This window comes from Marinibacterium profundimaris (genome assembly GCF_002210095.1).
Taxonomy (GTDB): Bacteria; Pseudomonadota; Alphaproteobacteria; order Rhodobacterales; family Rhodobacteraceae; genus Marinibacterium; species Marinibacterium profundimaris.
Genome location: NZ_AQQR01000003.1, coordinates 223380 through 237231 on the forward strand (window position 1 = coordinate 223380; position 13852 = coordinate 237231).

Here is a 13852-nt window from a genome sequence, read left to right on the forward strand (position 1 = left end):
CCTGCCCGGGATCAGATCTCGTCGATGGCCTCCAGGCTTTCGGGCAGGATCTGGCCGCCGTCGACGACGATCTGCTGGCCGGTGATATAGCCCGCCTCGTCCGAGGCGAAGAACAGCGCGGCATTGCCGATATCCTCGACCGCGCCAAGACGCTTGAGCGGGATCGAGGTGGCCATAGTATCGAGGTACTCCTGCCCCAGGTCCTGCAGACCTTCGGTGAAGATGTTGCCCGGCATCACGGCGTTGATCGTGGTGTTGTACCGGGCCAGCTCCATCGCGGCGGTCTTGAGAAAGCCCAGCTGGCCGGATTTCGAGGCGCCGTAATGGGCCCAGCCGGGAAAGCCGGTGACCGGGCCGGTGATCGAGGAGGTGACGACGACACGGCCCTTTCCGGCGGCCTCGAAGGCGGGGATGCAGGCCTTCACGCAGAGGAAGGTGCTCTTGAGGTTCACGTTCATCACCGTGTCCCAATCCTCGGGCGCCATGTCGATCAGCTTGATCTGCGGAAAGATCCCGGCATTGGCACACAGGATGTCGACGCCTCCGAAGGTGGCCATCGTCGTCTCGACCATCGATTGCACGCTGGCCCAGTCGGCCACATCCGTGGCGCAGAAGGCGGCGGTGCCGCCCGCGCTTTCGATCTCGGCCACCGCCGCGGCGCCGGATTCGGCCCCGCGCGCGGCGATCATGACCCTGGCGCCCTGCGCCGCGAAGACCTTTGCGATGCCCCGGCCGATGCCCTTGGACCCGCCGGTCACGATCACCGACTTGCCTGCGATCGATGTCAGCATGAATGTCTTCTCCCGTAGTGAGACGCCGCGAGGCGCCGGTCCTGAGTGTTGATTTGCGTGCGCCTTTCGGCTGCTTTTGCAGCAGGCCCGACCAACTGAACCCGGAGCACGGCGGCCGCGGCAAGGGCCGGGCTTGTGCGAAGGCCATGCAGGGCCTAGCGAGGGATGGGACCGCCGAAGAATAAGGCAGGGAGATGACCGGATTATACGATGACGCCTTTGTCGAAACGCTGCGCCGGGGCGCGCTGGGGCTGACGGCGGAATGGGGGCTGGGGCCCGGGACCGAGGTGGAGCTGCTGACCCTGTCGGAGAACGCCACCTTCCTGGCGCGCGACCCGGCCGCGGCCGAGCCCGTGGTGCTGCGGGTGCACCGGCCGGCCTACCACACGCGGGCGGAGATCGAGAGCGAGCTGGCCTGGATCGAGGCGTTGCGCGCGGCAGGCACGGTGGAGACGCCGGAGCCGCTGCGGATCCGCGATGGCGGTCACGTGGCGGCCTTCGAGGATGGCGAACAGACCCGGCACGTGGTCGGCTTTCGCTTCATGTCCGGGGCGGAACCGGATGCGGATGCGCGGCTGGTGCCGGGGTTCGAGATGCTGGGCGCGATTTCGGCGCGGCTGCACGGGCAGGTGCGGGGCTGGACGCCGCCCCAAGGGTTCGTGCGCAAGACCTGGAACTGGGAGACGGCCTTTGGCCCCGACCCGCTCTGGGGCGACTGGCGCGCGGCGCTGGGGCTGGATGCGGAAGGCAAAGCGCTGCTGGAGCGGCTTGCCGGGCGCTTGCGCACCAATCTCGCGGCCTATGGCGCGGGGCCCGACCGGTTCGGGCTGGTCCATGCCGATCTGCGGCTGGCCAACCTGCTGGCCGATGGCGACCGGCTGGGGGTGATCGATTTCGACGATTGCGGGTTCTCTTGGTTCGCCTATGACTTCGCCGCGGCGATTTCCTTCCTGGAAACAGAGCCCTACATCCCCGACCTGCAGGCGGCCTGGCTGAAGGGCTACCGGTCCGTCGCGCCCTTCGGGGCCGAGCACGAGGCGATGCTGCCGACCTTCATCCTGTTCCGCCGCTTGCTGCTGACCGCCTGGATCGCCAGCCACGCCGAGACCGAGACCGCCGCCTGGGCCGGGCACGAAAGGTTCACCCAGGGCACGCTGGACCTTGCCGAGGGCTACCTGGCGGAGGCCCCGGCGTGAGCGAGGAGACGCGCCAGATCCTTGACATGAACGCCTTTCGCCCAGGCGTGACCCAGGCGGATCCGGCGGTGGCGCGGCGGCTGCGCAACCTGGGCGCGGCCTCGGTCCTGTTCTACCGCGAACCGATCGAGATGGTCGCGGCCCGGGGCGCCTGGATGGAGGCGAAGGACGGGCGGCGCTACCTGGATTGCTACAACAACGTGCCCTCGGTCGGGCATTCGCACCCGCAGGTGGTCGCCGCTGTCTGCGACCAGATCGGGCGTCTGAACACCAACACGCGCTACGTGGTCGAAGTGGTCGACACCTATATCGACGCGCTGAAGGCGAAGCTGCCCGAGAGCCTGGAAAACGTGGTGCTGACCTGTTCGGGGTCCGAGGCCAATGACCTGGCGCTCCGCGTGGCCCGGGCCGCCACGCGCGCCCGCGGCGTGATCGTGACCGAGACGGCCTATCACGGCAACACAGAGCTGACGACGCAGGTTTCGCCGTCGGCCTGGAAACGCGGGGGCAAGCCCGACTGGGTGGAATGCATCCCGGCGCCGACCCCGAAGACCGCGCGCAATTTCGGAGAAAGCGTGGCCCGGGCCATGGCGGCGCTGCAGGCGCGGGGCCATCGCGTGGCGGCGCTTCTGGCGGACAGCATCTTTTCCTCGGACGGGGTCTATGCCGATCCGCAGGGCTTCCTGGACGCGGGCGTGGAGGCCGTGCGGCTGGCCGGGGGGCTGTTCATCGCGGACGAGGTGCAGCCGGGGTTCGCGCGCACCGGATCGGCCTTCTGGGGCTTCGCGCGCCACGGCGTGGTGCCGGACATGGTGACGATGGGCAAGCCGATGGGCAACGGTTTCCCCATGGCGGGCCTGGCCGCGCGGCCGGAACATCTGGCGATGTTCTGCCGGGACGTGGGCTATTTCAACACCTTCGGGGGCAACCCGGTGGCGGCGGCGGCGGGGCTGGCGGTGCTGCGGGTGATCGCCGACGAGGGGCTTGAGGAGAACGCGGCCTGGGCCGGAGGGCGGCTGAAATCCGGGCTGGGCCGGCTGGCGAAGGAGACAGGGTGCCTGGGCGAGATCCGCGGCGCCGGGCTGTTCCTGGGCGTGGATATCCGCAAGGCCGAAAGCGGGCGGCCGGATCCGGACCGGACAAGCGGGATCATCAACGGGCTGAGGGACGAAGGCGTGCTGATCGGCGCGGCCGGCAAACATGGCGCGACGCTGAAGATCCGCCCGCCCCTGTGCCTGAGCGCGGAGGAGGTGGATCATTTCCTGGGCGCATTCGAGAGGGTTGTGGCCGGGTGATCCATTTGGGCAGGTCCGCCTGAACCGGTGCGGGTGTGAACGGGGGCGAGGATGCCCGGGACACGCCCCAGGCGGGCACCCTACGCCAAGCGCGCTGCCGTGTCCTCCAGCGCATGCCAGAGCGACCCGGCCAGCGAGCGCATCCCCATCACGGTCAGCCGGCTATCCGACCGCCGGATCAGGACGACACTCATGTGATGCATCAGGGTCCGTGTGGCCTTGCCCGGGGTCAGTGCCTCGGGCGGCAGGTTCACCAGCCGTTCGAGCAGCGTCCCAAGCGCCTCCGCCGGAGCGACCAGATCCAGCACGACCCAACCATCCGTCTGCTCGGTCACCGAACAACCCGGCGCCTCTGCGGCCACCGTCGCGGCGAAATCTCCGTTTTCGGACCCCTCGATCATCCATTGCCCCGGCCCGGTCCAGAAGGCGCCCTTGTCCTGCAGGACCACACTGTCCCCCGGCCCCGGCAGGATCAGCCCGAACGGCGCGGGTTCGGACGCCGCCGCCCGCAGCGCAAGCGAGGCCAGCCCGACATCCGTCCGCTCCGTCAGGGTCACCGCCCCGATCTCGCGGCGCATCGGGGCATCGGCGCCAAGCGCCGGTTCGGGGATCAGATCAGTCACGCGGCCGGTCTCCCTCGGGGTCCACGAAATGGGCGGAGACGACCTTCAGCCGCACCTCCGAGCCTTCCAGCGGGTTGGCGGCAACGATCACCTCGTCCATGCGATCCGCCCCGTCTTTCAGGAACCCCAGCCCGATCATGGTCTGCAGATGCGGGGAATAGCAGGCCGAGGTGATCCAGCCTTCGTCCGTGTCCATGCTGCGCACCGCGCCTTCGGTGAAGAGATGGGCGCCGGACACGACCCGCTCTTCGGCATCCACGGGCCTCAGCCCGACCAGCCGCCGGGTGTCCCCCGCCATCCCCGGACGGCGCGACATCACCGCGCCGATGGCATCCTTCTTGACCGACACCATCCGCCCCAGCCCCAGCATCGCGGCGGTGGTCTGCCCGTTCAGCTCGGCGCCCGCGGCATGGCCCTTCTCGATCCGCAGCACGGCCAGCGCCTCGGTCCCGTAGGGCGTCACGCCCAGATCCGCGCCCAGTTCCATCAACCGGGCCATCACCGCGCCGCCATAGCGCGCGGGCACCGCCAGTTCATAGGCCAGCTCCCCCGAGAACGAGATCCGGAAAAGCCGCGCGCGCAGGCCGCCGGCCACGGTCAGCGGCGCGCAGGCCATGAAGGGAAAGGCGTCGCTGGACAGGTCGAACCCGTCCACGATCCGTTCCAGCAGCGCGCGCGATTTCGGCCCCGCCACGGCGATCTGCGCCCAGGCATCGGTGGTCGAGACCAGCTGCACATCCATGTCGGGAAACAAGGCCTGCCGCGCGAATTCCATGTTGCGGAAGACCGGGCCGGCATTCGCGGTGGTGGTGGTGACCACGTAATGATCCTCGGCCAGCCGCGCGCAGGTGCCATCGTCGTACAGGATGCCGTCCTCGCGCAGCATCAGCCCATAGCGGACGCGGCCGACCTTCAGGCTGGCCATGGCGTTGGAATAGATACGGTCGAGGAACGCCCCGGCATCGGCGCCCTGCACGTCGATCTTGCCCAGCGTGGTGACGTCGCACAGGCCCACGTCGCGGCGCACGGCCAGCGCCTCGCGGTCCACGCTCTGACGCCAGTGGGTCTCTCCGGCCCGCGGGAAGTATTGCGCGCGCATCCAGGGGCCAACCTCGACAAAGACGGCGCCCTCGCGTTCGGCCCAGCGGTGGGTCGGCGGCAGGCGGCGCGGGCGGAACCCGGGCCCGGTATCGCCGCTGCCCAGCACACCCATCGACACAGGCGTGAAGGGCGGGCGATAGGTCGTGGTGCCGGTCTCGGGGATCGACTTGCCAGTCAGCTCGGCCATCACCGCCAGCGCCGTAACATTGGCCGTCTTGCCCTGATCGGTCGCCATGCCCAGCGTGGTCCAGCGTTTGAGATGCTCGACCGAGACCATGTTCTCCTGATGCGCCAGCCGGATATCCTTGACCGTCACGTCGTTCTGCTGATCGACCCAGGCGCGGCGCTTGCCCGGCACATGCCAGAGCGGCGCGATGGCCTGCGGCGGATCCTCGGTCGCGGGCAGATCCGCGCCGGTCACGGACATCCCGAGCGCCGCGAGGGCCTCTCCGGCCACCCGCGCGCCATCGGCCATCGCGGCGGCGCAGCCGCCGCGCCCGGCCGCCGCGCCAGCGGCGGCAAGGCCCGCAGGGCCACCCTGCCCCGGCACGAAGGCCGCGATCGTCGCGTCCCAAACGGGCCGCGACCGGTGATGCCCGGTCAGGTGCAGCGTCGGGTTCCAGCCGCCCGCGACCCCAAGCGCCGAACATTCCAGCCAGGTCGACGTGCCATCGGACTGCGTGACCTCGATCGTCCTGAGCGCCCGCCGCCCCTGCGTGCCGGTCACCACGGCGCCGCGCATCACGTTGTAATCGCCGAAGCGTGGCGCCTCCGCCCGGCTGTCGATCACCGCGAAAACCTTCACGCCCCGCGCCACCAGGTCCAGAGCCGTGCGGTGCCCGTCGTCGCAGCAGGTGAAGATCGCCACCCGCCCCTCGGGCGCAACGGCCCAGCGGTTGAGATAGGCGCGCATCGCGCCGGCCAGCATGATGCCCGGCCTGTCGTTGTCGGCAAAGGCTATGGGCCGTTCCATCGCGCCCGCCGCCAGCACCGTGCGTTTCGCCGTGATCCGCCACAGCCTCTGCCGCACCGGGCCGGGATCCGCCAGGTGATCGCCCACCCGCTCCACCGCGCCATGGATCCCATGGTCATAGACCCCGAAGACCGTGGTGCGCGGCAGGATCCGGACATTGTCCATCCGCCGCAGATCGGCCTCGGCCTGCGCGACCCAGTCGCTGGCAGGCTGGCCATCCAGCAGCTGGCTCTCGGCCAGCATCCGGCCGCCCAGCCGGAAATCCTCGTCCGCCAGAACCACCCGGGCGCCGCTGCGCCCCGCCGTCAGCGCGGCGGCCAGCCCCGCCGCACCACCGCCGATCACCAGCAGGTCGGCATGCAGGAACCCCCGGTCATAGCCGTCCGGATCGGGCGCCATCGACAGCGCGCCAAGCCCAGCGGCGCGGCGGATCATCGGCTCGTACAGCTTTTCCCAGAACGCTTTCGGCCACATGAACGTCTTGTAGTAGAACCCCGCCGTCAGCAGCGGCGCGGCCAGGTCGTTGACCGCCAGCGCATCGACCGCCAGCGAGGGCCAGCGGTTCTGGCTCCGCGCCTCCAGCCCGTCGTAAAGCTCGGCCACCGTGGCCCGCGTGTTCGGCTCTTGCCGGGCGCCGGAGCGCAGTTCGACCAGCGCGTTGGGCTCTTCGGAGCCGGCGGTCAGCACCCCGCGCGGGCGGTGGTACTTGAAACTGCGCCCCATCAGCTGAACGCCGTTGGCCAGCAGGGCCGAGGCCAGCGTGTCGCCGCCATGGCCGATGTAATTGCGCCCGTCGAAGGTGAAGGTCAGGATCTGACCCCGGTCGATCAGCCCACCGTCGATCCGTTTCATCGGCCCGGCCCCTTCACCAGCTCGGCGCCAAGGATCTCGTGCGTGGTGGTGTCGCGTGTCACCACCAGCCAGGACCGGTCGCCATGTTCGTGATACCAAAGCTCGCGATGCGGCCCGGCGGGGTTGTCGCGCAGGTAGAGGTAATCGTGAAACGCCGCCCCGGCGCCCTCGGCCATGCCATCGGGCCGGTCGATCAGGCGGGCATCGCCCAGGTAGGTGAACTCCTGCGCGTCGCGCGGGCCCAGCAAAGGATGCGGGATCAGCATGTCACGCCCTCCCGAGACCGGCCTGCAAGGGCCGGGCGAGGCCGCCACGCGGCAGGTCGAAATCCGGATCTCATCGCAAGCGCCCTCAATGCAGGTTCGGCTGGGCGCCCACGCCCTTTTCGTCGATCACATGCCCGGTCTCGAACCGGTCCAGCCGGAAGGCCGTCGCAGTCTCGTGCGGGGCGTCTTTGGCCAGCAGATGCGCAAAGCAATAGCCCGAGGCCGGCGTCGCCTTGAACCCGCCGTAGCACCAGCCGGCATTCAGGTAGAGCCCTTCGACCGGCGTCCTGTCGATGATCGGCGAGCCGTCCATCGACATGTCCATGATCCCGCCCCAGCTGCGCAGCAGCCGCGCGCGCCCGATCATCGGCATCAGCGCCATGCCCCCCTCGGCCACGTCTTCCATCACCGGCAGGTTGCCGCGCTGCGCATAGGAATTGTAGGCGTCAAGATCGCCGCCAAAGACCAGCCCGCCCTTGTCGGACTGGCTGACATAGAAATGCCCGGCCCCGAATGTGATCACACCGTCAAGGCAGGGCTTCAGCCCCTCGGTCACGAAAGCCTGCAGCACGAAGCTTTCGATCGGCAGGCGCATCCCGGCCTTCGCCATGACCCGCCCCGTGGATCCGGCCACGGCCACGCCGGTCTTGCGGGCCCGGATCGTGCCGCGCGAGGTCTCCACGCCCCGGCAAACGCCGTTTTCGATGACAAACCCGGTGACCTCGCAATTCTGGATGATGTCCACGCCGCGCCGGTCCGCCCCGCGCGCATAGCCCCAGGCCACGCCATCGTGCCGCGCCGTGCCGCCGCGCCGCTGCAGCAGCCCGCCCCTGATCGGAAAGCGCGCATTGTCGAAGTTCAGGAACGGGTACATCGCGCGCACCTGGTCGCGGTCCAGCAGCTCGGCATCGGCGCCCGACAGGATCATCGCGTTGCCGCGCCTGCGGTAGGCGTCGCGCTGGCCGTCGGAATGGTACAGGTTCAGCACGCCGCGCTGCGAGACCATGGCGTTCAGGTTGAAATCCTGCTCCAGCCCTTCCCACAGCTTCATCGAGAATTCGTAGAACGGCTGGTTCCCCGGAAGCAGATAGTTCGAGCGGATGATCGTCGTGTTCCGCCCGATGTTGCCCGAGCCAAGCCAGCCCTTTTCCAGCACGGCCACACGCGCCTGGCCGAAGACCTTGGCCAGGTAATAGGCCGTGGCCAGCCCGTGCCCGCCGCCGCCAACGATGATGATGTCGTATTCGGATTGCGGTTCGGGATCGCGCCACAGCGGGCGCCAGCCGCGATGGCCGCGCAGCGCCTCGCGCAGGATGCGGAAACCGGAATAGCTCATGTCTCAGATATCGAGCGTATGCTCGCGCTCCCATTCGGAAAAATGCGAGACGAAACTGTCCCACTCCTGGTGCTTCATCTTGATATAGGAGGCGGCGAATTCTGGTCCCAAAGCGTCCTTGAATGTCGCATCCGCGTCCAATGCCCGGATCGCGTCCAGCAGGTTCAGCGGCAGTTTCGGGGCATCGGTGACGGTGTGGCCCTCGGCATACATGTCGATGTCATGACGCTTGCCGGGATCGGCCTGCGTCTGCAGCCCCGAGAGCCCGGCGGCGATGATCGCGGCCTGCAGCAGATAGGGGTTGGCCGCACCGTCCGGCAGACGCAGCTCGAACCGGCCCGGGCCGGGCACGCGGACCATGTGGGTGCGGTTGTTGCCGGTCCAGGTCACCGTATTGGGTGCCCAGGTCGCGCCCGAGGTCGTGCGCGGCGCGTTGATGCGCTTGTAGCTGTTCACCGTCGGATTGGTGATCGCGGCCATGGCAGTGGCATGGGCCATGATCCCGCCCAGGAAATTGCGGCCCTTCTCGGACAGGCCCAGCTCCATCGTATCGTCGGCAAAGGCATTGGTGGCGCCATCCGGTGTCCAGACCGAGATATGGGCGTGGCAGCCGTTGCCCGTCAGCCCGGCGATGGGCTTGGGCATGAAGGTCGCGCGCAGCCCGTGCTTCTCGGCCACCGACTTGACCATGAACTTGAAGAAGGAATGGCGGTCGGCGGTCACCAGCGCGTCGTCGAAGTCCCAGTTCATCTCGAACTGGCCGTTGGCGTCCTCGTGGTCGTTCTGGTAGGGACCCCAGCCGAGGTCGAGCATGTAATCGCAGATCTCGGCGATCACGTCATAGCGGCGCATGACGGCCTGCTGGTCGTAGCAGGGTTTCTCGGCGGTGTCGGCGGGGTCCGAAATCTCGGTCCCCTCGGGCGTCAGCAGGAAGAATTCCGCCTCAACCCCGGTCTTGACGCGATAACCGGCCTCCGTGGCCTCGGCCACCAGCTTGCGCAGGACGTTGCGCGGGGCCTGCGCGACCTCGGCACCTTCCATCACAGGGTTGGCGGCGACCCAGGCGACGTCCGGCTTCCAGGGCAGCTGAATGACCGTATCCGGGTCCGGCACCGCCAGCATGTCGGGATGCGCGGGCGTCATGTCGAGCCAGGTGGCAAAGCCGGCAAAGCCCGCCCCTTCTTCGGCCATGTCGGCGATCGCCTGGACCGGCACCAGCTTGGCGCGCTGGCCGCCGAAAAGATCGGTGAAGGAGATCATGAAGTACTTAACGCCCTTTTCCCGGGCGAAGGCGGCGAGGTCGGTCATCTGGTTCTTCCCTGTTTCCGCGGCGGTGGGGTGAAACCCCACCCTACGGTCATGTCACGGTCCGGTGCCCCGTTGTGCCGGTCGGCTCTGCGTCCGATCCGGGCGGGCCCGGCCTTCCTGTCGGGCCGGTGGGCGCCATGCCGCGTTCCGGCCCGGGTTGTCCGCTGCAGGCGGGGCAAGGCCCCGTCCCCTTGGCGTCATCGCCGCGGGTGTAGGGTGGGTTTTCAACCCACCGTGTCCCGCGCTCAGATCCCCTTGCCGGGGATCCAGTTGGTGCCCGCCAGCGGCACCTGCGCCATGGCAGCCGCCTCGATCGTCAGCGCACAAAGGTCCTCGGGCTCCAGGTTGTGCACGTGGCTCTTGCCGCAGGCCCGTGCCAGAGTTTGGCATTCCAGCGTCAGCACGTTGAGATAATTGCGCAGCCGCCGCCCCGCCGCGACCGGATCGAGCCGCGCCATCAGCTCGGGATCCTGCGTGGTGATGCCGGCCGGATCGCGCCCCTCGTGCCAGTCGTCATAGGCCCCGGTGGTCGATCCCAGCGCCTGGTACTCGGCTTCCCATTTCGGATCGTTATCCCCCAGCGCGATCAGCGCCGCGGTCCCGATGCTTACCGCATCCGCGCCAAGCGCCAGCGCCTTGGCCACATCCGCGCCGGTGCGAATGCCGCCCGAGACCACCAGCTGCACCTTTCGGTGCATGCCCAGGTCCTGCAGCGCCTGCACCGCGGGGCGGATACAGGCCAGCGTCGGCTGGCCCACGTTTTCGATAAAGACGTCCTGCGTCGCCGCCGTGCCGCCCTGCATCCCGTCCAGCACGATCACATCCGCACCCGCCTTCACCGACAGCGCCACGTCGTAATAGGGCCGCGCGCCGCCGACCTTGATGTAGATCGGCTTTTCCCACTTGGTGATCTCGCGCAGTTCCAGGATCTTGATTTCCAGGTCATCGGGCCCGGTCCAGTCCGGGTGCCGGCAGGCCGAGCGCTGGTCGATTCCCTGCGGCAGGTCACGCATGCCGGCGACCCGTTCGGTGATCTTCTGCCCCAGCAGCATGCCGCCGCCCCCGGGCTTCGCGCCCTGCCCCACGACCACCTCGATCGCATCGGCGCGGCGCAGATCGTCGGGGTTCATCCCGTAGCGGCTGGGCAGGTACTGATAGACCAGCTTTTCCGAATGCCCGCGCTCTTCCTCGGTCATGCCGCCGTCGCCGGTGGTGGTCGAGGTGCCGGCCATCGTCGCCCCGCGCCCCAGCGCCTCCTTGGCGGGACCCGAAAGCGAGCCGAAGGACATGCCCGCGATGGTGATCGGTATCTTCAGCTCGATGGGCTTCTTGGCAAAGCGCGTGCCCAGCGTGACGCCGGTCTCGCATTTCTCGCGATAGCCCTCCAGCGGGTAGCGCGACATCGACGCGCCCAGGAACAGCAGGTCGTCGAAATGCGGCACACGCCGTTTCGCGCCGCCGCCGCGAATGTCGTAGATGCCGGTCTCCGCCGCGCGGCGGATCTCGGAATTGACCTCGTTGGAGAAGGTCCACGACTGGCGCGGAAGTGTCCGGGGGGTCTTGTCCATGGCCTCAGTAGTCTCCGGCATGGTCGATGTTGAAATTATAGAGCTTCCGGGCCGAGCCGTAGCGTCTGAACTCTTCCGGCTTCGCATCGGCCCCGGCCTTTTCAAGCAGGTCGGCCAGGATCTTCAGATGTTCGGGCCGCATCTCCTTCTCGACGCAATCGGCGCCCAGCGACTTGACCGACCCGCGCACGAAGAGCCGCGCCTCGTAAAGGCTGTCCCCCAGCGCGTCGCCCGCATCGCCCAGCACGACAAGGTTGCCCTTCTGCGCCATGAAGGCCGACATGTGACCGATGTTGCCATGCACCACGATGTCGATCCCCTTCATCGAGATCCCGCAGCGCGACGAGGCATTGCCCTTCACCACCAGCAGCCCGCCGTGGCCCGTGGCGCCCGCGTATTGCGAGGCATCGCCGTCCACGATCACCGTGCCGGACATCATGTTTTCCGCCGCACCGGGCCCGACCGAGCCTTTGACGTGAATCGTCGCCTGCTTGTTCATGCCGGCGCAGTAATACCCGGTCGAGCCCTTCACGGTGACGTGGATCGGTGCATCGAGCCCGACCGCGATGGCATGGGCGCCGCGCGTGTTGGTCACCTCGAACGCCTCGTTCGAGCCGGCCGCGGATTGCAGCGTCTCGTTGATCTCGCGCAGCTCCATGGCGCTCATGTCCAGGGTCTTCACCCCGGTCTCGGATGGCATCAGGGCAGCCTCCATGTCAGCGTTCCCAGAAATAGACGGTGGCCGGCTCCGGCTCCCAGACCTTGGCGCTCTCGATCCCCGGCAGGTCGGCGAAGGCGCGGTATTCGGATCCGAAGGCCACGTAATCCTCGGTTTCGGCCAGCACCGCCGGTTTGCAGGCGATCGGGTCGCGCACGACGCCAAAGCCGTTGCGGGTGCCCATCACGAAGGTGAAGAACCCGTCGAGGTCCTGCAGCGTGCCCTCCAGCGCCTCGCCCAGGTTCGCGCCGCCCGCGATGCGCGAGGAGATATAGGCCGCGCCGACCTCGGTGTCGTTCTCGGTGCGGGTGACAAAGCCCTCGCGCGCCAGCTCGCGGCGCAGGCGGTTGTGGTTCGACAGCGATCCGTTGTGCACCAGGCATTCGTCCGACGCGGTAGAGAACGGATGCGCGCCCAGCGTGGTCACCGCACTTTCGGTGGCCATCCGCGTGTGGCCGATCCCGTGGCTGCCGCCCATCTCGCGCAGGCCGAAGCGGGCGGCCACGTCCCGGGGCAGACCGATCTCCTTGAAGATCTCCATCGAGGCGCCGCGCGCCATGATCCGCAGGCCCATCTCTTCCAGCGCCGAAACCGCCGCATCCGCCGCCGCTTCGGGCAGCGTCACGACGGCATGGGTGTCGATCACCCGGATCCCGGGCGTGGTGCCCGTGGCCTCGGCCAGCCGGGCGTCGAGCCCGTCGAACGCCGACGTGTCATCCGACTGCACGGTGATCTTCACGCCCTCGCCCTCGGCGCCATAGATCGCGATCCCGGCGCTGTCCGGGCCACGGTCGGTCATGGTGATCAGCATGTCCGTCAACATCTCGCCCAGCTTCGGGCACAGGTCGTCGTTTTTCAGAAAGAGGCCAACAATGCCACACATGGCGCGTCTCCGATCTCGCCCGGGGCTCACGGCCCCCCTTGGGCAGAGGATTAATCCGGCTGCGCTTTCCCTGCAAGAAAGAAATTTCACCACACAGAAAATCAATTTGCCGGGCACGCCAGACCCCCCACCGCTGCTCAACCGTTGTGCAGAGGCCGGCCGCAAGGCCGTTGAAAATCAGGAGCGGTCACCCGGATAGGGGCGTCACTTCTGCTGCGGATAGGTGATGATCGACAGGTAGCGCGCGGGCAGGTCGATCAGCACTTCGGGCCCATGCGGCGCGTCGGCGTCGAAGACGAGGGAATCGCCCGGCTCCAGCAGATACAGCTGATCGCCATGGCGGTAATCCACGGTGCCCTCCAGCATGTAGAGGAATTCGATCCCCTCATGCTGGAAGGTCGGAAAGCGGTCGCTCTCGTCGTTCAGGTCGATCAAGTAGGGTTCGACCACGACGCCGCTGTCGTTCGAGCCGATATGGCCCAGCAGCCGGTACTGGTGGCCCGCGCGGGTCCCGGCCCGCGCGATCTCCACCCCCTCGCCCGCCTTGACGTGCATCGCGCCGCGCGGCTCCTCGAAGCCAGAAAACAGCTGCACCAGCGGCACGCGCAGCGCGTTGGCCAGCGTCTGCAGCGTGGCAAGAGAGGGCGAGATCACGCCGTTCTCAATCTTGGACAGCATCCCCACCGACAGGCCGGTCTGGGTGGCCAGTTCCGACCCGGTCAGCCGCTGCCGCTTGCGCAGCTCGCGGACCTGGCGGCCAATGGCGACCTCCAGCTTCTTCTCGCGCACCTCGCGGACGGCATGGGGATCCTGGGTCAGATGGGTGTCGCGGACGCTGGTCTTCTTGGTCATGACGCGCCCCTCCTCAGGCGGTTGGGGGGTTTTATGCCATTGGCCGCCCCGGGTACAACCTCCGGCCGGCCGCCCCGGCCAGGTGCCCCC

At 68.3% G+C, this 13852-nt stretch carries 12 protein-coding genes; 2 read left to right on the plus strand and 10 right to left on the minus strand.

The window, feature by feature from the left end:
* Nucleotides 1–11 precede the first annotated feature (11 nt).
* Entirely contained in the window at nt 12–791 is a 780-nt protein-coding gene (gene fabG / locus ATO3_RS09285) for a 3-oxoacyl-ACP reductase FabG (protein WP_088649573.1), read from the minus strand.
* A gap of 194 nt (nt 792–985) precedes the next feature.
* Between fabG and ATO3_RS09290 the strand changes: the two genes are divergently transcribed.
* Both ATO3_RS09290 and ATO3_RS09295 read left to right on the plus strand, forming a co-directional pair.
* Nucleotides 986–1987, plus strand: a complete 1002-nt coding sequence (locus tag ATO3_RS09290; RefSeq protein WP_088649574.1) for a phosphotransferase enzyme family protein — start codon at nt 986–988, stop codon at nt 1985–1987.
* A gap of 26 nt (nt 1988–2013) precedes the next feature.
* Nucleotides 2014–3282 carry an aspartate aminotransferase family protein gene (locus ATO3_RS09295; RefSeq protein ID WP_088649895.1) on the plus strand — a complete coding sequence of 423 codons (1269 nt, stop codon included), beginning with the start codon at nt 2014–2016 and terminating at the stop codon, nt 3280–3282.
* Nucleotides 3283–3362: 80 nt separating this feature from the next.
* Here ATO3_RS09295 and ATO3_RS09300 read toward each other — a convergent pair whose 3' ends face one another.
* The 9 genes from ATO3_RS09300 to ATO3_RS09340 all read right to left on the minus strand — a co-directional run bounded on the left by ATO3_RS09300 (nt 3363) and on the right by ATO3_RS09340 (nt 13762).
* A complete protein-coding gene (locus tag ATO3_RS09300) occupies nt 3363–3905 on the minus strand; it encodes a sarcosine oxidase subunit gamma (protein ID WP_198963232.1) in 543 nt (180 codons plus the stop codon).
* A complete protein-coding gene (locus ATO3_RS09305) occupies nt 3898–6831 on the minus strand; it encodes a sarcosine oxidase subunit alpha family protein (protein WP_088649575.1) in 2934 nt (977 codons plus the stop codon). Before ATO3_RS09305 ends, ATO3_RS09300 begins: the two co-directional genes overlap by 8 nt.
* Nucleotides 6828–7097 (minus strand): sarcosine oxidase subunit delta, encoded by a 270-nt coding sequence (locus ATO3_RS09310; RefSeq protein WP_088649576.1) that lies wholly within the window; start codon nt 7095–7097, stop codon nt 6828–6830. Before ATO3_RS09310 ends, ATO3_RS09305 begins: the two co-directional genes overlap by 4 nt.
* An 85-nt stretch (nt 7098–7182) precedes the next feature.
* The gene (locus ATO3_RS09315; protein WP_088649577.1) at nt 7183–8433 is read right to left on the minus strand and encodes a sarcosine oxidase subunit beta family protein; all 1251 of its coding nucleotides are present in this window, start codon (nt 8431–8433) and stop codon (nt 7183–7185) included.
* 3 nt (nt 8434–8436) lie between these two features.
* Complete coding sequence (gene glnT, locus ATO3_RS09320; RefSeq protein WP_088649897.1) at nt 8437–9741, minus strand: type III glutamate--ammonia ligase; 1305 nt, start codon at nt 9739–9741, stop codon at nt 8437–8439.
* 245 nt (nt 9742–9986) lie between these two features.
* On the minus strand, nt 9987–11309 hold the full coding sequence (locus ATO3_RS09325) for an FMN-binding glutamate synthase family protein (RefSeq protein ID WP_088649578.1): 1323 nt from the start codon (nt 11307–11309) through the stop codon (nt 9987–9989).
* A 4-nt stretch (nt 11310–11313) separates the two neighbouring features.
* The gene (locus tag ATO3_RS09330) at nt 11314–12024 is read right to left on the minus strand and encodes a GltB/FmdC/FwdC-like GXGXG domain-containing protein (protein WP_408630805.1); all 711 of its coding nucleotides are present in this window, start codon (nt 12022–12024) and stop codon (nt 11314–11316) included.
* 1 nt (nt 12025) lies between these two features.
* Nucleotides 12026–12910: a class II glutamine amidotransferase gene (locus ATO3_RS09335; protein ID WP_088649579.1), complete on the minus strand. Its 885-nt coding sequence runs from the start codon at nt 12908–12910 to the stop codon at nt 12026–12028.
* Nucleotides 12911–13114: 204 nt separating this feature from the next.
* Nucleotides 13115–13762: a helix-turn-helix domain-containing protein gene (locus ATO3_RS09340; protein WP_088649580.1), complete on the minus strand. Its 648-nt coding sequence runs from the start codon at nt 13760–13762 to the stop codon at nt 13115–13117.
* Between the last annotated feature and the right edge of the window lie 90 nt (nt 13763–13852).

What these genes read in the sequence shown, in the direction of transcription:
- fabG (WP_088649573.1), bottom strand. Translation starts at nt 791, where the DNA reads ATGCTGACATCGATCGCAGGCAAGTCGGTGATCGTGACCGGCGGGTCC.
- ATO3_RS09290 (WP_088649574.1), top strand. Translation starts at nt 986, where the DNA reads ATGACCGGATTATACGATGACGCCTTTGTCGAAACGCTGCGCCGGGGC.
- ATO3_RS09295 (WP_088649895.1), top strand. Translation starts at nt 2,014, where the DNA reads ATGAACGCCTTTCGCCCAGGCGTGACCCAGGCGGATCCGGCGGTGGCG.
- ATO3_RS09305 (WP_088649575.1), bottom strand. Translation starts at nt 6,831, where the DNA reads ATGAAACGGATCGACGGTGGGCTGATCGACCGGGGTCAGATCCTGACC.
- ATO3_RS09310 (WP_088649576.1), bottom strand. Translation starts at nt 7,097, where the DNA reads ATGCTGATCCCGCATCCTTTGCTGGGCCCGCGCGACGCGCAGGAGTTC.
- ATO3_RS09315 (WP_088649577.1), bottom strand. Translation starts at nt 8,433, where the DNA reads ATGAGCTATTCCGGTTTCCGCATCCTGCGCGAGGCGCTGCGCGGCCAT.
- glnT (WP_088649897.1), bottom strand. Translation starts at nt 9,741, where the DNA reads ATGACCGACCTCGCCGCCTTCGCCCGGGAAAAGGGCGTTAAGTACTTC.
- ATO3_RS09325 (WP_088649578.1), bottom strand. Translation starts at nt 11,309, where the DNA reads ATGGACAAGACCCCCCGGACACTTCCGCGCCAGTCGTGGACCTTCTCC.
- ATO3_RS09330 (WP_408630805.1), bottom strand. Translation starts at nt 12,024, where the DNA reads ATGGAGGCTGCCCTGATGCCATCCGAGACCGGGGTGAAGACCCTGGAC.
- ATO3_RS09335 (WP_088649579.1), bottom strand. Translation starts at nt 12,910, where the DNA reads ATGTGTGGCATTGTTGGCCTCTTTCTGAAAAACGACGACCTGTGCCCG.
- ATO3_RS09340 (WP_088649580.1), bottom strand. Translation starts at nt 13,762, where the DNA reads ATGACCAAGAAGACCAGCGTCCGCGACACCCATCTGACCCAGGATCCC.